Genomic DNA, 17,945 nt, shown 5'->3' with positions numbered 1-17,945 from the left:
TGGCGCCGGTTCGTCCCGGTTGCAAGGGTGCTAGTTCAGGCGGACCGCCTGATGCGGGCTGTCCAGGGAGAAGGCGGGGATGCCGACGTCGAAGCATTCGCCGTCCTCGGCTTCCATCTGGTAGGCGCCGACCATGATGCCCGACGGCGTCGGCAGCGGCGTGCCGCTGGTGTATTCGTAGGTCTCGCCGGGGCGCAGCACCGGCTGCTCGCCGACCACGCCGGCGCCCTTGACCTCCTGCATGCGGCCCATGGCGTCGGTGATCTTCCAGTGGCGCCGCTTGAGCTGGACCGTCTCGCCGCCGTTGTTCTCGATGCGCACCCGATAGGCCCACACGTAGTGGCCATCGGAAGGCGAGGACTGGTCATCGAGATAGACCGGCTTGACGGTGACGGTGATGCCCCGTGTGGTCTCGGTGTACATGGCAGAACCTCAGGTCTTCCCATCCCATGACGGCAGCCCCTGCCCGGCCTGCGGCCGCCGCCGTCACATCGGGGTCATACTAGCGCGGAATTCGGCCGAGGTCACGGGGCTCCCAGCGCCGCGGCGAGATCGTCGACCAGGTCGTCGGCATCTTCCAGCCCCACCGACAGGCGCAGCATTCCCTCGCCGATGCCCATGGCCAGCTTGGCCTCGGCGGCGAGGCGCTGGTGGGTGGTGGTCCAGGGGTGGCAGGCCAGGCTCTTGGCGTCGCCCAGATTGTTGGAGATGTCGATCACCTGCAGGGCGTCGAGCAGGCGGTAGGCCGCCGCCTTGCCCTGCTTCAGCTCGAACGCCACGATGCCGCCGAAGCCCTTCATCTGGCGCTTCGCCAGGTCGTGCTGGGGGTGGCTCTCCAGGCCGGGGTAGAGCACGCGGGCCACTTCGGGCCGGGTTTCCAGGAAGCGGGCCACCTTCATCGCGTTGGCGGCGTGGCGCTCGACCCGGAGATCCAGGGTCTCCAGCCCCTTCAGCAGCAGCCAGGCGTTGAACGGCGACAGCGCCGGCCCGGTATGGCGCAGATAGGGCGCCAGCACGTCGTTGCAGAAGGCGGCCGAGCCCAGCACCGCTCCCCCCAGGCAGCGGCCCTGGCCGTCGATGTGCTTGGTGGCGGAATAGACCACCACGTCGGCGCCCAGCGCCAGCGGGCTTTGCAGCACCGGGGTGGCGAAGACGTTGTCCACCACCAGCCGGCCGCCGGCCCGGTGGGTCAGCTCGGCCACCGCCGCCAGGTCGATGATCTCCAGCGTCGGGTTGGAGGGGGTTTCCAGGAACACAGCGGCGGTGGGCTGCGACAGCGCCGCTTCCCACTGGGCGAGATCGGTGCCGTCGACGAATACGGCCTCGATGCCGAAGCGCGGCAGCAGATCGGCGATGATCCATTGGCACGAGCCGAACAGGGCGCGGGCCGCCACCACCCGGTCGCCGGCCTTCAGCTGGCAGACCAGGGCGGCATGCACCGCCGCCATGCCCGAGGCGGTGGCGCGGCACGCCTCGGCCCCCTCGACGGCGGCCAGGCGCTCCTCGAAGGCGGCGACGGTGGGGTTCTTGAAGCGGGAATAGACCATGCGGTCGAGGCTGCCGTCGAAGCTGGCCTCGGCCTCGGCGGCCGAGCCGTAGACGTAGCCCGAGGTCATGAACAGCGCCTCGGAGGTCTCGCTGAAATTGCTGCGGTTCAGGCCCGCGCGCACCTGCAGGGTGCGGGGACGCAGGGGCCGCTTCGGGGTATCGCAATCCGTCATGGGGGCCGGTCCTTTCGCCACGATTGCCCCGACCTGACAAGGCCGGAACCCGGGCGGACCTCGGGGCCGGACCTCTTTAGCGCTTGGTTTAACGTGGCCGCAAGCCGGTCGGACAAATCACCACGAAGCCAACCATTAGCCGCCCACCGCCTCCCGCGTCAAGGCCGCAAAGACCCCACGGAATATGGCACTTCGTGACGGATCGGGGAAATCCGGCGCGCATGGGGCCGGGGTGGCTTCCCGGACCTGCCCGACCGGTGTATGTTGCGGTGCAGCAGACCCTGCCCGAAAGGTTGACCTGATGGACGCCATCGCCAAGCCGTACATGACCCTGCCCAAGCTCGACCTCACCGGCAAGAAGGGGCTGGTGGTCGGCATCGCCAACGACCAGAGCATCGCCTATGGCTGCGCCACCTATTGCCGCGCCTACGGCGCCGACCTCGCCGTCACCTACCTCAACGACAAGGCCGAGAAGTGGGTCCGTCCGCTGGCCGAGAGCCTGGACGCCGAGATCTTCGAGCCCTGCGACGTGCGCGAGGACGGCCAGCTCGAGGCGGTGTTCGACAAGATCGCCAAGACCTGGGGCCGCCTCGACTTCGTCATCCACTCCATCGCCTTCGCCAACCGCGAGGACCTGCACGGCCGCGTCGTCGACTGCTCGCGCGAGGGCTTCCAGATGGCCATGGACGTCTCGTGCCATTCCTTCATGCGCATGGGCAAGCTGGCCGAGCCGCTGATGGTCGATGGCGGCTGCCTGATGACGGTGTCGTTCTACGGCGGCCGCAAGGTGGTCGAGCACTACAACGTCATGGGTCCGGTCAAGGCGGCGCTGGAGGCCTCGACCAAGTACATGGCGGCCGAGCTGGGCGCCAAGGGCATCCGCGTCGTCACCCTGTCGCCGGGTCCGCTGAAGACCCGCGCCGCCTCGGGCATCGACCGCTTCGACGAGCTGATGGAGGCCGCCGCCTCGCGCGCCCCCACCCACCAGCTGGCGACCATCGAGGATTGCGGCGCCTATGCCGCCTTCCTGGTCAGCGACCTGGCCAAGGCGGTGACCGGCACCACCATGTTCATCGACGGCGGCTACCACATCGTCGGGTGAAGCCAAAGCCGGTCGGCGCGGCCCATCGGGTTTGGCCGGGCGCAAGGCGCCCGCGCTGCCCCTGCGGCGGAAGCCAAGGGTTTCGGAGAAGCCTGCCCGGCGCCTGAGGGTCGAATGAATTTGGCGAATCGGCCTGGGCCATACGATGGCCCAGGCCGGCCCCCAACCTCAGGGCATATTGCGCACGTGAGTTCCGCCCAGCACGTTATAGGCGGTAGCAATCCGCATGCGTGGCCCAGGGGATGCGCGACGATCTTCACCTCAGCGGCGACATCTGGTCGGCGTTCATGGATGCCGCGCCGGCGGGGATGGCGGTGTTCGACCACGACATGCGCTATCTGGCCGCCAGCCGGCGCTGGATGAAGGATTACGGCCTGACCGGCCAGACCGTGATCGGCCGCAGCCACTACGAAATATTTCCCGATCTGCCCGAACGCTGGCAGGCCATCCACCGCCGCTGCCTCGACGGCCACACCGAGCGTAGCGATGCCGACCCCTTTCCCCGCGCCGACGGCACGCTGGAATGGGTGCGCTGGGAAATCCGGCCGTGGCGGCGCTACGACGGCGAGGTCGGCGGCCTGGTCATCCTGTCCGAGCTGGTCACCGAACGGGTGCGGGCGGAACAGGCGCTGAAGGCCAGCGAGGCGCGCTACCGCGCCTTCCGCGAGAACCTGTTCGATCCCTTCGTCCAGGTCGACCTGGACGGCCGCATCGCCGACTGCAACGCGTTCTTCCGCGACATGCTGGGCCATGACGACGACGAGCTGCGCCGGCTGACCTATCTCGACCTGACGCCGGCGCCCTGGCACGCCATGGAGGCGGCCATCGTGCGGGACCAGGTGCTGGGCCGCGGTTATTCCGACATCTACGAGAAGGAATACCGGCGCAAGGACGGCAGCGTCATTCCGGTGGAGATGCGCACCGTCCTGCTGCGCGACACGGCGGGCGAGGCGGTCGGCATGTGGGCGGTGGTGCGCGACATCAGCGCCCGCCGCGCCGCCACCGACGCGCTGGCCCAGGCGGTCCATCGCGCCGAGATCGCCAGCCAGGCCAAGTCCGACCTGCTGGCCAACATGAGCCACGAGCTGCGCACCCCGCTGAACGCGGTGATCGGATTTTCCGAGGCGCTGCTGTCGGGGATGCTGGGCGAGGTCGCCAATGCCCGCCACCGCGAATATCTCGGCGACATCAAGGCGTCGGGCGAGCATCTGCTCCGGCTGATCAACGAAATCCTCGACCTGTCCGCCATCGAGGCCGGCCGGCTCGAGCTGGACGACCGTCCGGTGGCGGTGGACGGGATGGTCGAGGCGGTGATGCGCCTGCTCCGCATCCAGGCCGAGGCCGGCGGCGTCGCCCTGTCCGCCAGCCTGCCGGCGGATTTGCCGCGGCTGCGCGGCGACGAGCGTCGGCTCACCCAGGTGGTGCTGAACCTGGCCTCCAACGCGGTGAAGTACACCCCGGCCGGCGGGCGGGTCGAGATCACCGCCGTCCTGACTCCCGCCGGGGGGTTGCGGCTGGCGGTGACCGACACCGGCATCGGCATGACGACCGAGGACATCGCCAAGGCCATGAGCCGCTTCGGCCGCGTCGAATCCGGGCTGGCCCGCAAGCACGAAGGCACCGGCATCGGGCTGCCGCTGGCCCGCAGCCTGGCGGAACTGCACGGCGCCAGCCTGGCGGTGGACAGCCAGCCCGGCCACGGCACCACGGTCACCGTCACCTTTCCCACCTGGCGGGTGCTGCGGTGACCGGGCTTCCGGGACCCATTCCCCGCCACGCCACCGCGTGCGCCCGGTAGCAGGCCAGGGCGCCGGCATGGCGGTCGGCGCCGCAATCGCGCACCAGGCGGCAGCGGGCCGCCCCGGCCCGCGCCTCGGCCGCCAGGCGGTCGAACAGGCGAATACGGGCGGCGGCCGGCGGGATTGCCGGATGCGCCGGATCGGCGGGCGGGACGGGGCCGTCGTAACGGCGCTCAATGTCGGGCGTCAGCATGGCCGGCATTAGAACATAAAACGAACAATTTTGCAATCACGCCCATCGCGCCAGGGCGAAGCCGGGCGCGCCGCTGCCCATTTCGCAGGGGTGGGTCCGGCGAATATCCGGCCCCTCCTACACCGAGGCGTCGCTGCATGACCGGGCGGCGGCGGCCTATAATGGGCCGGAAGAACAGTTTCGGGAGGACGACATGGCTGCTACGCCGACCTGGGTCCTGGTCGCCGACGGTGCGCGCGCCCAGTTCTATCGCGACGACAAGACCGCCCTCATCCCCGCCCTCGACCACGATCTGGCCATGCCCACTCGCGCCCATCCGCGCGACGTCGGCAGCGATCGCCCGGGGCGGAGCTTCGACAGCGCCGGCGAGGGCCGCCACGCCATCGAGCCCCATTCCGACTGGAAGGCGGGCGAGAAGACCCTGCTTGCCCGCGCCGTCGCCGACGAACTGGCCGAGGCCGCCCGCCGCCACGCCTTCGCCCGCCTGGTGCTGGTGGCGCCGCCCGAGATGCTGGGCGATCTGCGCCGCGCTCTCGACCCGGCGGTGCGGCGCATGGTCACCGCCGAGATCGGCAAGGACCTCACCCATCTGCCGGCCCACGCCATCCGCGACCACCTGGGCGACGTGCTGCGGGGCTGAGGGCGCATCAGACGCTTGACTCCGGGGTTCGCCCGAGTATAGTTGCGCCCTCTCGCGCCGGGTCACCCCTTGGCGCGTCAGTTCATTTTTGCGTAGGACGATCCCCGATGTTCGCAGTCATCCAGACCGGCGGTAAGCAGTACAAGGTTGCCAAGGACGACGTCATCCGCGTCGAGAAGCTGGCCGGCGAGGCCGGGGCGGAAGTGGTCCTGGACCAGGTGCTGATGGTCGGCGACCAGATCGGCGCCCCCACCGTGGCCGGCGCCAAGGTCACCGCCACCGTGGTCGCCCAGGCCCGCGGGCCGAAGCTGATCGTGTTCAAGAAGCGCCGCCGCCAGAGCTCGCGCCGCAAGAACGGGCATCGCCAGGACATCACCATCCTGCGCATCACCGACATCGCCGCCGGCTGAACCGGACGGGGCAAGGAGTAGTACCATGGCTCATAAAAAGGCTGGCGGTTCGTCCCGCAACGGTCGCGACTCGGAAAGCAAGCGCCTGGGCGTCAAGAAGTTCGGCGGCGAGCTCGTGATCCCCGGCAACATCATCGTGCGCCAGCGCGGCACCAAGTTCTATCCCGGCGTCAATGTCGGCATGGGCAAGGACCACACGCTGTTCGCCACCGCCCCCGGCACGGTCAGCTTCCGCCATCGCGGCGAGCGCACCTTCATCGACATCGCCCCGCTGCCGGAGGCCGCCGAGTAATCGGCCGTTCTCCCACGGAGAGATTTCGCGAAAGGGGAACGGTTCGTCCGTTCCCCTTTTTGTTTTTTCGAGTCTTTCACCACAAAGACACAAAGGCCACGAAGGAAAACCTTGCCGTCATCGCCGGGCCTGACCCGGCGATCCACGTGTCGGACGGCGGCTGGATGCCCGGGTCAAGCCCGGGCATGACGACGTCTTCTCTTTCCTTCGTGATCTTTGTGTCTTTGTGGTGAATCTATCCCGGACCGTCCCATGAAATTTCTCGATCAGGCCAAGATTTTCATCAAGAGCGGCGATGGCGGGGCCGGTGCGGTCAGCTTCCGGCGCGAGAAGTACATCGAGTTCGGCGGCCCCGACGGCGGCGACGGCGGCCGGGGCGGCGACGTGGTGGTCGAATGCGTCGCCAACCTCAACACCCTGATCGACTACCGCTATCAGCAGCATTTCAAGGGCGAGCGCGGCCATCACGGCATGGGCCGCAACCGCACCGGCGGCAAGGGCGAGGACGTTGTCCTGAAGGTCCCGGTGGGCACCCAGATCCTGTCCGAGGACAAGGAGGAGGTGCTGGCCGACCTGACCGCCGCCGGCGAGCGGCTGGTGCTGCTGCGCGGCGGCGACGGCGGCTTCGGCAACCTGCACTACAAGACCAGCACCAACCAGGCCCCGCGCCGCGGCGATCCCGGCTGGCCGGGCCAGGAAATGTGGGTGTGGCTGCGCCTCAAGATGATCGCCGATGCCGGCCTGGTCGGCCTGCCCAATGCCGGCAAGTCCACCTTCCTCGCCGCCGTCACCCGGGCGCGGCCGAAGATCGCCGATTATCCCTTCACCACGCTGCATCCCAATCTGGGCGTGGTCTATCTGGGCGGCGACGAATTCGTGCTGGCCGACATTCCCGGCCTGATCGAGGGCGCCCACGAGGGTGCCGGCATCGGCGACCGCTTCCTCGGCCATATCGAGCGCTGCCGCGTCCTGCTGCACCTGGTCGATGGCACCGAGGACGACGTCGCCGAAGCCTATCGCGTGGTGCGCGGGGAATTGTCGGCCTATGGCGGCGGCCTCGACGAGAAGCCCGAGGTGGTGGCGCTGAACAAGTGCGATTCCTTGCCGGCCGAGGACATCAAGGCCAAGCTGGAGGCGCTGGCGGAAGCGGTCGGCCGCCCGGTCCACACCCTGTCGGCGGTCTCCGGCATCGGCCTGAAGCCGGTGCTGGGCGAGCTGCTGGGCCACATCAAGGAGGCCAAGGCCGAGGACCCCGAGATCCTGGCCGCGTCGGCCGCCGCCGGTGTCGGCAAGAAGGGCAACGAGGGCTTCTACCGCCGCATGAAGGACGCCGAGGCGGCGGACGAGGACGAGGGCCATTACGGTCCCGACGGCGAATGGATATGGTACGAGCAGGAGGCCGAGGAGGGGGAAGAGGGGGATGATCGCTGACGCTAAGCGCCTGATCGTCAAGATCGGCTCGTCCCTGCTGGTGGACGAGGCCAGCGGGCGTGTCCGCCGCGCCTGGCTCAATTCCCTGTGCGACGACGTCGCCCGCTGCCGCGCCCGCGGCCAGGAGGTCCTTCTGGTCTCGTCGGGCGCCGTGGCGGTGGGGCGCCGCCATCTCGGACTCACCCCGCCGCTGCGGCTCGAGGAAAAGCAGGCGGCGGCGGCGACGGGGCAGATCAGGCTGGCCCACGCCTATCAGGAGGCGCTGGAGGCCCACGGCATCACCGTGGCCCAGGTGCTGCTGACGCTCGAGGATTCCGAGGACCGGCGGCGCTACCTCAACGCCCGCACCACGCTGGAGACCCTGCTCCACCTGGGCGCGGTGCCGGTGATCAACGAGAACGACACAGTGGCCACGGCGGAAATCCGCTTCGGCGACAACGACCGTCTGGCCGCCCGGGTGGCGCAGATGGTCTCGGCCGACGCGCTGGTGCTGTTCTCGGACATCGACGGCCTGTACACCGCCGACCCGCGCAAGGACCCGACCGCCCAGCGGCTGGAGGAAGTGCGCGACATCACCCCCGAGATCGAGGCCATGGCCGGCGATCCCGGCACAGGCTACGGCTCGGGCGGCATGGTGACCAAGCTGAATGCGGCCCGCATCTGCCTGTCGGCGGGATGCCGCATGGCCATCTGCAAGGGCGAGCCGCTCAATCCCCTGCTGGTGCTGGAGCACGGCGCCCCGGCCACCTGGTTCGTTCCCTCGGCCAGCGCGCGCACCGCCCGCAAGCAGTGGATCTTCGGCTCCATGAAGCCGGCCGGGACCCTCCACCTGGATGCCGGCGCCGCCAAGGCCCTGGCGGCGGGCAAAAGCCTGCTGCCGGCTGGGGTGACCGCGGTGGAGGGCGAGTTCGACAGCGGCGATTGCGTGCTGGTGGCCAACGGCGACGGCCGCATCCTGGCCCGCGGCCTGGTCGCCTATTCCGCCGACGAGGCCCGGCGCATCATGGGCCGCAAATCCTCGGGCATCGAGGCCGCCTTGGGTTACCGCGGCCGCGACGAACTGATCCACCGCGACGATCTGGTGATGGAATCATGACCGACATCCGCGACCTGATGACCGAGATCGGCCGCAAGGCCCGTGCCGCCTCGCGCGTGCTGGCGCTGGCGCCGGCCGAGGCCAAGAACCGGGCGCTGCTGGCCGCCGCCCAGGCGCTGCGCCAGGGCGTCGCCGCCATCGAGCGGGCCAATGGCGAGGACATGGCGGCCGGCACCGCCAAGGGCCTGTCCAAGGCCCTGCTCGACCGCCTGATGCTGGACGAGAAGCGCATCGAGGCCATGGCCCGCGGCCTCGAGGAGGTCGCCGCCCTGCCCGACCCGGTCGGCCGCACCCTGGCCGCGTGGGACCGGCCCAACGGCCTGCGCATCCAGCGCGTCGCGGTGCCGCTGGGGGTGATCGGCATCATCTACGAGAGCCGGCCCAACGTCACCGCCGACGCCGCCGCCCTGTGCCTGAAATCGGGCAACGGCGCCATCCTGCGCGGCGGCTCGGAAAGCTTCCATTCCTCGCGCGCCATCATGGATTGCGTGCGCGCCGGCATCCGCGCCGCCGGTCTGCCCGAGGACGCGGTGCAGATGGTCCCCACCACCGATCGCGCGGCGGTGGGGGTGATGCTGGGCATGACCGACCACATCGACGTCATCGTGCCGCGCGGCGGCAAGTCGCTGGTCGCCCGCGTGCGGGAAGAAAGCAAGGTGCCGCTGTTCCAGCACCTGGAGGGCATCTGCCACACCTATGTGGATGCCTCGGCCGACCTGGAGATGGCGAAGACGGTGGTGCTGAACGCCAAGATGCGCCGCACCGGCATCTGCGGCGCCACCGAGACCCTGCTGGTCGACCAGGCCTGTGCCGCCACCCACCTGAAGCCCCTGGTGACCATGCTGGCCGATGCCGGCTGCCAGGTGCGCGGCGACCAGGCGGCGCAGGCCGCCGATCCCCGCGTCCTGCCGGCGACCGAGGAGGACTGGCAGACGGAGTACCTGGACGCCATCATCTCGGTGAAGGTGGTGGACGGCGTGGCGGGCGCGGTGGAGCACGTCAACCGCTACGGCAGCCAGCATACCGAGGCGATCATCGCCGAGGACCCGGCCGCCGCCGAGACCTTCCTCGACGGCTGCGATTCCGCCATCGTCTGCTGGAACGCCTCGACCCAGTTCGCCGATGGCGGCGAGTTCGGCATGGGCGCCGAAATCGGCATCTCGACGGGCCGCATGCACGCCCGCGGCCCGGTCGGCGTCGAGCAGCTGTGCACCTTCAAGTACAAGGTGCTGGGAACCGGACAGGTGCGTCCCGGGTGAGAGCTGTCCATGGCAACACGGATGAACGCAGATGAACAAGATGGACGCAGATGGGAGAGTCCTATCCGTGTCCATCTGCGGCCATCCGCGTTCATCCGTGTTGCATTGATCGGGTGAAAGCCGATGCTCTCGCCCAACCCCTGGGGTGACCGCCGCAATGTCCGCATCGGGCTGCTGGGCGGGTCGTTCAACCCGGCCCATGGCGGCCATCGCTTCGTCGCCGAGACGGCGCTGACGCGGCTCGGCCTCGATCAGGTGTGGCTGCTGGTCAGTCCGCAGAATCCGTTGAAGGCGGCCGCCGGCATGGCGCCGCTGGCCGATCGCCTGGACTCGGCCCGCCGGGTGTGCGCCGGCCATCCGCGCCTGCTGGCCACCGCCATCGAGACCGCTCTCGGCACCCGCTACACCGCCGACACCCTGGCCAGGCTGGCGACCCGCTTCCCCCGCGCCCGCTTCGTCTGGCTGATGGGGGCCGACAACCTGGTGCAGATGGCGCGCTGGGACCGCTGGCGCCGCATCTTCGCGGCCGTTCCGGTTGCGATTCTCGCCCGCTCTCCCTATTCTCAAAGGGCAATGGCCGCCAAGGCCGCCCGCCGCATGGGCCGCTACCGGTTGGCCGAGGGGCGGGCGCGTGGGTTGGCCGGGATGGCGCCGCCGGTGTGGACCTTCTTCCACACCCGGCTGCATCCCGCCTCGGCGACAGCCATAAGACAGGCAGCCATTGGGCAGACAAAAGGAGAGACGCGATAACACCCCGATCTAGACCCGCTTCCCCGACCGCGGAAGACTTGGTCGACCTTGTCACCGCCTCGCTTGAAGACGGCAAGGCGGAAGACATCACCGTCATCGACCTGCGCGGCAAGTCCAGCATGGCCGACCACATGGTCATCGCCACCGGCCGATCCGCCCGCCAGGTCGGCGCCATGGCCGACCACCTGTCCGAGAAGCTGAAGGCGGCCGGCCAGAGGGTGGCGGCGGAGGGCATGCCCCAGTGCGACTGGGTGCTGATCGACGCCGGCGACATCATCGTCCACCTGTTCCGGCCCGAGGTCCGCGCCTTCTACAACCTGGAAAAGATGTGGGGCATTCCGCGCGCCGCCGAGGCCGCCGCCGCCATCTCGTCCGGCGCCCGCCCGGCCGCCCCGGCCTCGCTCTAGCATGCGCCTGTGGCTGGCGGCGGTCGGCCGCGCCAAGGCCGGCCCCGAGCGCGACCTCTATGACCAGTACGTCCGCCGCCTGACGGCGCCGCCGACCCTGCGCGAGGTCGAGGAGAAGCGGCCGCTGCCCGGTGCCGAACGCAAGGCGCGCGAGGGCGAGCTGCTGCTGGCCGCCATCCCCGCCGGGGCGGTGGTGGTGGCCCTCGACGAACGGGGGCGCAGCCTGGGCTCCGAGGCCTTCGCCGGGATGCTGGGGCGGTGGCGCGACGACGGGGTGGGCGACCTCGCCTTCCTCATCGGCGGCGCCGATGGCCATGCCCAGGCGGTGCGGGAGCGCGCCGGATTGCTGCTGTCCTTCGGCGCCCTGACCTGGCCGCACATGCTGGTGCGCGCCATGCTGGCCGAGCAATTGTGGCGGGCCCAGGCCATCCTGGCCGGCCATCCCTACCACAGGGTTTAGCCGTCACGGCCAAAGTATTGAGTCCGCTCTTGAATATCCGGCCCCGGCTTGCGAGGATGCGCCAGGGGAAGCGACAGGGCGGATCATGGTGGACGGGGACATTCCGGCGGACGAACTGGCGGCATTCGAGGAATACCGCGCCATGGTCGAGGGGACCAACATCAGTCCCCAGACCCTGCTGGCGACCGACTACCTGAATCACTTCAACGAGATCGTCATGCTGTTCGACATGCTGCCGGACATGCCGGACATGATCGAGGAATGCAAGGCCTGGCAGCCCAAGGACTACAAGGCCCACTTCGCCGATTCCACCTTCCGCGACAAGCAGCTGGCCATCGAGGCCTATGACCGGGTGCCGTCCAAGTTCCGCGCCCCGTTCGAAGAGACCGTCGCCCAGATCAACACCCTGATCCTCGAGGGCATCGACCGCATCGACCGCGAGATCGCCGCCGGCGCCGGCGAGGACCAGCTGCGCGAGCATTGCACCGCGCTGGCGCGGGCCGCCCAGCTGCTGATGGACTGCGCCTCGGCCAACATCCACGGCACCGCCCGTACCATGGACCAGGCCGAAATCGACGGGCTGCTGGGCTGATGCGCGCGTCTGGCGAGGGTCGTTAGGACATGCGGGGCGAGACGCTTCTGTTCCTGCCCATGGCCGGGCGGCTGCGCATCACCGACGAGTTCCAGCAGCACACCTACGGCACCATCGTGACCGAGACCATCCCGCCCGACCGCCCCCACCGCCTGTCCCGCCACCGCTTCCATCTGGAGATCGAACTGCCGGGCGGCGGCATCGTCTGCCGCGAAAGCTTCGCCGACCTGGGCGAGGCGCAGGCGCGGGCCGAACAGTTCCTGCGCGCCTACGGGCAGCTTGGGCGGGACTATTCGTAGGCTTAACAGGGTGCGGAAATACTCTGCTTGCCACCCTCTGATCCGTCACCCCCGCGAAGGCGGGGGTCCATGCAGGGGCAATATGGCGTTCTGGCCGCAATATATTGTGTGCTGAGGCATGGATTCCCGCCTTCGCGGGAATGACGAAAGAAAAACAGGGGTTTTTCCGCACCCTGTTAGAGCCGGATGCTATCAGGTTGAATCGCGAGGCGATCCAACCTGATAGCATCCGGCTCTAAATCTATAAATTAGAGTGCGATTCAGACATTAGGTCGGCGCACCCCGTGCGCCGACCTAATGTCATCGCGCTCTAGGCTCAATCCGTGCCGCCATCGGCTCGACGCTCTCGCGGTCGCCCGGCAGCATCAGCCCCGGGCATTTAGGTTCGAGGGCGCCATCGACCCCCGGGGCAAGCCCACGGCTGTCCGGTTTAATTTTCGGATTGCCTTCTGGAGCCCTTGGTGACGGCTGCGTCCAGGGTGACGCTGGCCGAAGTAGACAGGATTACCCTCGCCCGCTTGCGGGAGAGGGAGGGGCCCGTCGCGACAGCGACGGGAGGGAGAGGGTGCGCGCCGCGAGGTGCGCTTCGCGACAGCGAAAGCGCTGGTTTCTCCAGGTCTTGGGCGCGCCGACGCGCGCCGCCCTCACCCCGGCTCGCTGGCGCTCGCCCCCCTCTCCCGCAAGCGGGCGAGGGGGGCAATTGCCAGCCGAAATTTAAACCGGACAGAAGTGGGGCAAGCCCGGGGGTGACCGGAATTATCCCCGTCCGCCCGACAGCAGGCCGCGGGCGATGACCTGGGCCTGGATTTCGGCGGCCCCCTCGAAGATGTTGAGGATGCGGGCGTCGCACAGGACGCGGCTGATCTGGTACTCCTCGGCATAGCCGTTGCCGCCGTGGACCTGCAGCGCGTTGTCGGCGTTGGACCAGGCGACGCGGGCGGCCAGCAGCTTGGCCATGCCGGCCTCGATGTCGCAGCGATGGCCGCCGTCCTTCTCGCGCGCCGCGAAATAGGTGAGCTGGCGGGCGACCATGGTCTCCACCGCCATCCAGGCGATCTTGCAGGCGACGCGCGGGAAGGCGTAGATGGGCTTGCCGAACTGGACCCGCTCGTTGGCGTATTTCAGGCCGATCTCCATGGCGTTCTGGGCGACGCCGACCGCCCGCGCGGCGGTCTGGATGCGGGCCGATTCGAAGGTCTCCATCAGCTGCTTGAAGCCCTGGCCCTCGACCCCGCCCAGCAGGTTGGCGGCGGGCACCTGGAAGCCGTCGAAGCCCAGCTCGTATTCCTTCATGCCGCGATAGCCCAGCACCTTGATCTCGCCGCCGGTCATGCCCGCGGCCGGGAACGGATCGGATTCGGTGCCGCGCGGCTTGGGGGCGATCAGCATGGACAGCCCCTTCCAGTCCTTGGTGGCGGGATCGGTGCGGACCAGCAGGGTCATCACGTCGGTGCGGGCGGCGTGGGTGATCCAGGTCTTGTTGCCGGTCACCACGTAGGTGTCGCCGTCCTTGACCGCGCGGGTGCGCAAGCTGCCCAGGTCCGATCCGGTATTGGGCTCGGTGAACACGGCGGTGGGCAGGATCTCGCCGGTGGCGATCTTCGGCAGCCATTCCCGCTTCTGTTCCTCGGTTCCGCCCAGGCGGATCAACTCGCCGGCGATCTCGGAGCGGGTGCCCAGCGAGCCGACGCCGATATAGCCGCGGCTCAATTCCTCGGTGACCACGCACATGGCGGTCTTGCCCATGCCGAGGCCGCCGTATTCCTCGGGCAGGGTCAGGCCGAACACGCCCATCTCGGCCACCGCATCGACCACCTCGATGGGGATCAGCTCGTCCTTGAGGTGCCAGTCATGGGCATAGGGCACCACCTGGTCCTCGACGAAGCGGCGGAACTGCTCGCGGATCAGGTCCAGGGTCTCGTCGTCCAGGCCGGGCTCGCCGAAATGGTGGCCGTCCTTGATCAGCTCGGCGATGCGCATGCGCACCGGGGCGGCATTGCCCTGGCGGCGCAGGGTGCCGGTGGCGGCCGAGGCGTGCAGGTGGCAGCCCTTGGCGTCGAGGCCGAGATCGGCCGGGCGGATCAGCTCGCCCTGGCTCATGGGGATGCCGCCGTAGATCTGCGCCACGTATTCGCCGAAGGCCGATTGGACCATCAGCTGCTCCAGTTCGCCGAACCTGCCCGCAGCCTCCAGCCGCTCGGCCCAGGCCAGCATCTGCTCCAGCGCCGCCACGTAGGTGGTCAGCCAGGCATAGCCGTGGGCGGCCTGCTGGTTGGCCTCCAGCCTGGCGCCATCGACCTTGCCGTTCACGGCGACCAGCGCCGTCACCGCCTCCTTGGCGGCGCCGTGCAGGCCCTTGACGGTGGCCAGCGCGTCGCGGCAGGTGGCGAGAAGGTCGGGGAGCAGGATGGTCATGGCCTAATCCTTCTGAGGGGACAACAGGTGGCGGAAATCGTCGAGGTCGCGGCAGAGATAGCCGCTGGCCTCAAGATGAGTTCGAGCGGAGCCGGTGAAGGCCGGGGAGTACAAGGCCTTTTCCACCGTCCAGTCGCGGAAACGGCGGCCTTCCCTGCTGTCCAGGAAGCGGCCGACATGGCCTTCGAAGGCGCCGGTATCGTGCTTGTCCGCGTTGCGCTTGCACGCGCCGAAACGGATGCGTCGGTTCGTTTCGTCGATGGCGACCAGATCGATCTCGATGTCGGCGCTGTTCCAGTAGCCCTGGACCATCTCGGTCAAGGCGAAGTCGCCCAGCCCCTTGCGCGAACATTCGACGGTCAACTGGCGGACCATCCTTTCGAAGGTGAAGCCCTCGACGGCAGCCAGGGCCTCGTCGGCGGCGGCAAGCGGCTTTTCCAGAGGCATGATGCGGGCGGCGGAAACGTTCTTGGCCAGGGCCCCCAGCCACGACATCAGGAAGTTGTCGGTGATGGCATAGCGGCCCTTGCGGTCCTTCCTGCCGGCGAAGATCGGCAATTGCCGTTCCACCATGCGGTAGTTGTCGACCAGAATCTTGAGGTAGCCACCCAGCTGCTTTTCCGTCTCGGTACCGGCGCGGCCGAATTCCTCGGCCAGTTGGCCGTGGCTGCAGGGACCCAGGCGGGCCAGCAGGCGCAGCACGGTGTCGTAGCGGCCGCGGAATTCCCGCAGGAACCAATTGTCGGCCTCGTCCCGCAACGGTGAGCTGCCCTCGAAGAACAGCCGGCGCAGGGTGCGGTGGCGATGGTCGATATGGGGAATCAGCACACCCTGGTCGAAGGCGTCGCGGTAGAATTTCGGCACGCCCTCGAACAGCGACCACAGGAACAATTGGTGATGGGGATCATCGATGCCGTGGGCGGCGAACATCTCGAACAGGGTCTCGAAATCCCAGTGCTCCAGGGTCAGGCGGTCAGTGATGCGGCTGAACAGCGGGGCGTTGCGCTCTTCCAGAATGGCCGACATCTCGGTGTGGATGGAGCCCAGCACGAACAGGCCGCCCCCAGAGGTATCGCGCAATTGGTCAACCTCGGCCTGGAGAAGGGATTGAAATGACGAAATACTTTTCCGGTGAAAATACTGGAACTCATCAAGGACAATGACGACGCCGAGGTCGCAATATAAGTCAATGAGCGTAACGACATCCTGGAACGTGCGTACGCTATGGGCGCTTTTTTCAGTGTGGCCTGAACTTTCCAGGGCGTCTTGAAACGCTTGTATGACACCGCGTTCGTCGCTATCTGGAATTTGGACGTAAATGACCGGCTTTCCTGATGCCTGCAATGCCTCCCTGATCAGCGATGTCTTGCCGATGCGGCGGCGGCCCGAGATCGCGCAAAAGAACCAGCGGCCGCGATCCAGGATGGTCCGGATCTCGGCGATCTCACGGGCTCGACCGTAAAATCCCCAGCTCTGCTGCATGGTTAGGCGGCTTTTCTGAATAACGTAAAAATTTTTACGTTAAAAAGATGCCGCCGGCAAGGCGCACCCTGCCGGCGGCTCAATGCGAGACTTATTCGCCCTCGATGCAGTCCTCGACGGTGTGGCGGCCGGGCTTCAGGGCCTGGACCAGCACCGCCATGTTGCCCGGCTTGTGCTCGTTCCTCAGCATCTTCATGTGGGCGGCGGGGATCTCGTCCCAGCTGAACACCTCGGACATGCAGGGATCGAGGCGCCGCTCGATGACCAGCTGGTTGGCCTGGGCGGCCTGCAGCAGGTTGGCGAAGTGGCTGCCCTGGATGCGCTTCTGGCGCATCCACACGAAGCGGGCGTCGAAGGTCAGGTTGAAGCCGGTGGTGCCGGCGCAGAACACCACCATGCCGCCGCGCTTGACCACGTTGCACGACACCGGGAAGGTGGCCTCGCCCGGGTGCTCGAACACGAAATCGACGTCGTTGCCCTTGCCGGTGATGTCCCAGATGGCCTTGCCGAACTCGCGGACCTTCTTCATGTAGTCCTTGAACGCCCCCTGGTCGCCGTCCACGTCGGGCAGCTGGCCCCAGCAGTCGAAGTCCTTGCGGTTGATGACGCCCTTGGCGCCCAGGCCGAGGACGAAGTCGCGCTTGTCCTCTTCCGAGATGACGCCGATGGCGTTGGCGCCGGCCACCGCGATCAGCTGGATCGCCATGGACCCCAGGCCGCCGGCCGCGCCCCACACCAGCACGTTGTGGCCGGGCCGCAGGATGTGCGGGCGGTGGCCGAACAGCATGCGGTAGGCGGTGGCGAGCGTCAGGGTGTAGCAGGCGCTCTCTTCCCAGGTCAGGTGCTTGGGGCGGTGCATCAGCTGCTGCGCCTGGACGCGGGCGAACTGGGCGAAGGAGCCGTCGGGGGTCTCGTAGCCCCAGATGCGCTGGCTGGGCGAGAACATCGGGTCGCCGCCGTTGCACTCCTCGTCGTCGCCGTCGTCCTGGTTGCAGTGGACCACCACTTCGTCGCCGACCTTCCAGCGCTTCACCTTGGCGCCCACCGCCCAGACGATGCCCGAGGCATCCGAGCCGGCGATGTGATAGGGCGCCTTGTGGTAGTCGAACGGAGAGATCGGCTTGCCCAGCGCCGCCCACACGCCGTTGTAGTTGACGCCGGCGGCCATCACCATGATCAGCACCTCGTGCGGATCGATCTCGGGGGTCTCGACCACCTCGACCAGCATGGCGGTGTCGGGCGTGCCGTGGCGCTCCTTGCGGATGGCCCAGGCGTACATCTGCTTCGGCACATGGCCGAGCGGCGGAATCTCGCCGATCTCGTAGAGATCCTTGACCACCTGTCCGGGCCGGACATCGGCCAGCTTCGCCGCTTCGCTCATGCCAGTCACTCCTTGCAATGCAACAAAAGGCCGCCGGTTTGCCCCGGCGGGTAGCTGTCCCCTCTCCGCAAGCGTGGGGCCGCACCCGAGTTGTAGCGATTTCCGACTTTCTTCGCAATGCACAAAATGATAGTTTGTTTCGCGCAACCCCGGTGATGGGTAATTTTACGTCGCAAGTGGTGCTATTTCAGTGCCTTATGCTGCACTGCATCATAA

Annotated in this window: 19 protein-coding genes and 1 riboswitch; of the genes, 13 read left to right on the top strand and 6 right to left on the bottom strand. The window is 68.1% G+C overall.

What is annotated here, in order from left to right; all coding sequences use genetic code 11:
• Positions 1-30: 30 nt before the first annotated feature.
• Positions 31-423 (bottom strand): Co2+/Mg2+ efflux protein ApaG, encoded by a 393-nt coding sequence (apaG, locus tag MTBUT4_RS06860; RefSeq protein WP_173978924.1) that lies wholly within the window; start codon positions 421-423, stop codon positions 31-33.
• A gap of 101 nt (positions 424-524) precedes the next feature.
• Complete coding sequence (gene metZ, locus MTBUT4_RS06855; RefSeq protein WP_173978923.1) at positions 525-1,721, bottom strand: O-succinylhomoserine sulfhydrylase; 1,197 nt, start codon at positions 1,719-1,721, stop codon at positions 525-527.
• Positions 1,722-1,776: 55 nt separating this feature from the next.
• A riboswitch (SAM riboswitch) is annotated at positions 1,777-1,855 on the bottom strand.
• Between the two features lie 167 nt (positions 1,856-2,022).
• Here metZ and fabI point away from each other — a divergent pair.
• Together fabI and MTBUT4_RS06845 are read left to right on the top strand one after the other, a co-directional pair.
• Positions 2,023-2,823 (top strand): enoyl-ACP reductase FabI, encoded by an 801-nt coding sequence (fabI, locus tag MTBUT4_RS06850; RefSeq protein ID WP_254434769.1) that lies wholly within the window; start codon positions 2,023-2,025, stop codon positions 2,821-2,823.
• Between the two features lie 242 nt (positions 2,824-3,065).
• A complete protein-coding gene (locus tag MTBUT4_RS06845) occupies positions 3,066-4,571 on the top strand; it encodes a PAS domain-containing sensor histidine kinase (RefSeq protein ID WP_173978922.1) in 1,506 nt (501 codons plus the stop codon).
• Here the strand turns inward: MTBUT4_RS06845 and MTBUT4_RS06840 are convergent.
• Complete coding sequence (locus MTBUT4_RS06840; RefSeq protein ID WP_173978921.1) at positions 4,540-4,815, bottom strand: hypothetical protein; 276 nt, start codon at positions 4,813-4,815, stop codon at positions 4,540-4,542. The two genes, MTBUT4_RS06845 and MTBUT4_RS06840, sit on opposite strands and share 32 nt — an antisense overlap.
• A 193-nt stretch (positions 4,816-5,008) precedes the next feature.
• On the opposite strand from MTBUT4_RS06840, the gene MTBUT4_RS06835 reads away from it, so the two are divergent.
• The 11 genes from MTBUT4_RS06835 to MTBUT4_RS06785 all read left to right on the top strand — a co-directional run bounded on the left by MTBUT4_RS06835 (position 5,009) and on the right by MTBUT4_RS06785 (position 12,451).
• Positions 5,009-5,455 carry a host attachment protein gene (locus tag MTBUT4_RS06835; RefSeq protein ID WP_173978920.1) on the top strand — a complete coding sequence of 149 codons (447 nt, stop codon included), beginning with the start codon at positions 5,009-5,011 and terminating at the stop codon, positions 5,453-5,455.
• Between the two features lie 107 nt (positions 5,456-5,562).
• A complete protein-coding gene (gene rplU, locus MTBUT4_RS06830; protein WP_173978919.1) occupies positions 5,563-5,865 on the top strand; it encodes a 50S ribosomal protein L21 in 303 nt (100 codons plus the stop codon).
• Between the two features lie 25 nt (positions 5,866-5,890).
• Positions 5,891-6,157 (top strand): 50S ribosomal protein L27, encoded by a 267-nt coding sequence (rpmA, locus tag MTBUT4_RS06825; RefSeq protein ID WP_173978918.1) that lies wholly within the window; start codon positions 5,891-5,893, stop codon positions 6,155-6,157.
• Positions 6,158-6,409: 252 nt separating this feature from the next.
• Positions 6,410-7,588, top strand: coding sequence for a GTPase ObgE (gene obgE / locus MTBUT4_RS06820; RefSeq protein ID WP_173978917.1), 1,179 nt, complete (start codon positions 6,410-6,412; stop codon positions 7,586-7,588).
• Complete coding sequence (gene proB / locus MTBUT4_RS06815) at positions 7,578-8,684, top strand: glutamate 5-kinase (RefSeq protein WP_173978916.1); 1,107 nt, start codon at positions 7,578-7,580, stop codon at positions 8,682-8,684. Before obgE ends, proB begins: the two co-directional genes overlap by 11 nt.
• Entirely contained in the window at positions 8,681-9,943 is a 1,263-nt protein-coding gene (locus MTBUT4_RS06810; RefSeq protein ID WP_173978915.1) for a glutamate-5-semialdehyde dehydrogenase, read from the top strand. The genes proB and MTBUT4_RS06810 overlap by 4 nt, the downstream gene beginning before the upstream one ends.
• Positions 9,944-10,066: 123 nt before the next feature.
• Positions 10,067-10,693, top strand: a complete 627-nt coding sequence (locus MTBUT4_RS06805; RefSeq protein ID WP_173978914.1) for a nicotinate-nucleotide adenylyltransferase — start codon at positions 10,067-10,069, stop codon at positions 10,691-10,693.
• Positions 10,694-10,731: 38 nt separating this feature from the next.
• Positions 10,732-11,100 carry a ribosome silencing factor gene (rsfS, locus tag MTBUT4_RS06800; protein ID WP_173978913.1) on the top strand — a complete coding sequence of 123 codons (369 nt, stop codon included), beginning with the start codon at positions 10,732-10,734 and terminating at the stop codon, positions 11,098-11,100.
• A 1-nt stretch (position 11,101) separates the two neighbouring features.
• Positions 11,102-11,560, top strand: coding sequence for a 23S rRNA (pseudouridine(1915)-N(3))-methyltransferase RlmH (rlmH, locus tag MTBUT4_RS06795; protein ID WP_173978912.1), 459 nt, complete (start codon positions 11,102-11,104; stop codon positions 11,558-11,560).
• 85 nt (positions 11,561-11,645) lie between these two features.
• Positions 11,646-12,152 (top strand): hypothetical protein, encoded by a 507-nt coding sequence (locus tag MTBUT4_RS06790; RefSeq protein ID WP_173978911.1) that lies wholly within the window; start codon positions 11,646-11,648, stop codon positions 12,150-12,152.
• A gap of 29 nt (positions 12,153-12,181) precedes the next feature.
• Positions 12,182-12,451 (top strand): hypothetical protein, encoded by a 270-nt coding sequence (locus tag MTBUT4_RS06785; RefSeq protein ID WP_173978910.1) that lies wholly within the window; start codon positions 12,182-12,184, stop codon positions 12,449-12,451.
• A 756-nt stretch (positions 12,452-13,207) separates the two neighbouring features.
• Here MTBUT4_RS06785 and MTBUT4_RS06780 read toward each other — a convergent pair.
• From MTBUT4_RS06780 to ccrA, 3 genes are all read right to left on the bottom strand, one after another.
• Positions 13,208-14,866, bottom strand: a complete 1,659-nt coding sequence (locus MTBUT4_RS06780; protein ID WP_173978909.1) for an acyl-CoA dehydrogenase family protein — start codon at positions 14,864-14,866, stop codon at positions 13,208-13,210.
• 3 nt (positions 14,867-14,869) lie between these two features.
• Positions 14,870-16,348: an ATP-binding protein gene (locus MTBUT4_RS06775; protein ID WP_173978908.1), complete on the bottom strand. Its 1,479-nt coding sequence runs from the start codon at positions 16,346-16,348 to the stop codon at positions 14,870-14,872.
• A gap of 91 nt (positions 16,349-16,439) precedes the next feature.
• Entirely contained in the window at positions 16,440-17,729 is a 1,290-nt protein-coding gene (gene ccrA / locus MTBUT4_RS06770) for a crotonyl-CoA carboxylase/reductase (RefSeq protein WP_173978907.1), read from the bottom strand.
• Positions 17,730-17,945 lie beyond the last annotated feature (216 nt).

Origin of the sequence: Magnetospirillum sp. UT-4 (assembly GCF_902729435.1) — a bacterium.
GTDB lineage: Bacteria > Pseudomonadota > Alphaproteobacteria > Rhodospirillales > Magnetospirillaceae > Magnetospirillum.
This window is presented reverse-complemented; position numbering and strand designations above follow the sequence as displayed.

Bases quoted from the DNA above. Each gene is read 5' to 3' on its own strand.
- metZ (WP_173978923.1), bottom strand. From the start codon at position 1,721: ATGACGGATTGCGATACCCCGAAGCGGCCCCTGCGTCCCCGCACCCTG.
- obgE (WP_173978917.1), top strand. From the start codon at position 6,410: ATGAAATTTCTCGATCAGGCCAAGATTTTCATCAAGAGCGGCGATGGC.
- MTBUT4_RS06835 (WP_173978920.1), top strand. From the start codon at position 5,009: ATGGCTGCTACGCCGACCTGGGTCCTGGTCGCCGACGGTGCGCGCGCC.
- MTBUT4_RS06810 (WP_173978915.1), top strand. From the start codon at position 8,681: ATGACCGACATCCGCGACCTGATGACCGAGATCGGCCGCAAGGCCCGT.
- MTBUT4_RS06840 (WP_173978921.1), bottom strand. From the start codon at position 4,815: ATGCTGACGCCCGACATTGAGCGCCGTTACGACGGCCCCGTCCCGCCC.
- MTBUT4_RS06775 (WP_173978908.1), bottom strand. From the start codon at position 16,348: ATGCAGCAGAGCTGGGGATTTTACGGTCGAGCCCGTGAGATCGCCGAG.
- fabI (WP_254434769.1), top strand. From the start codon at position 2,023: ATGGACGCCATCGCCAAGCCGTACATGACCCTGCCCAAGCTCGACCTC.
- MTBUT4_RS06845 (WP_173978922.1), top strand. From the start codon at position 3,066: ATGCGCGACGATCTTCACCTCAGCGGCGACATCTGGTCGGCGTTCATG.
- ccrA (WP_173978907.1), bottom strand. From the start codon at position 17,729: ATGAGCGAAGCGGCGAAGCTGGCCGATGTCCGGCCCGGACAGGTGGTC.
- MTBUT4_RS06805 (WP_173978914.1), top strand. From the start codon at position 10,067: ATGCTCTCGCCCAACCCCTGGGGTGACCGCCGCAATGTCCGCATCGGG.
- apaG (WP_173978924.1), bottom strand. From the start codon at position 423: ATGTACACCGAGACCACACGGGGCATCACCGTCACCGTCAAGCCGGTC.
- MTBUT4_RS06780 (WP_173978909.1), bottom strand. From the start codon at position 14,866: ATGACCATCCTGCTCCCCGACCTTCTCGCCACCTGCCGCGACGCGCTG.
- rpmA (WP_173978918.1), top strand. From the start codon at position 5,891: ATGGCTCATAAAAAGGCTGGCGGTTCGTCCCGCAACGGTCGCGACTCG.
- MTBUT4_RS06790 (WP_173978911.1), top strand. From the start codon at position 11,646: ATGGTGGACGGGGACATTCCGGCGGACGAACTGGCGGCATTCGAGGAA.
- rplU (WP_173978919.1), top strand. From the start codon at position 5,563: ATGTTCGCAGTCATCCAGACCGGCGGTAAGCAGTACAAGGTTGCCAAG.
- MTBUT4_RS06785 (WP_173978910.1), top strand. From the start codon at position 12,182: ATGCGGGGCGAGACGCTTCTGTTCCTGCCCATGGCCGGGCGGCTGCGC.
- rlmH (WP_173978912.1), top strand. From the start codon at position 11,102: ATGCGCCTGTGGCTGGCGGCGGTCGGCCGCGCCAAGGCCGGCCCCGAG.
- proB (WP_173978916.1), top strand. From the start codon at position 7,578: ATGATCGCTGACGCTAAGCGCCTGATCGTCAAGATCGGCTCGTCCCTG.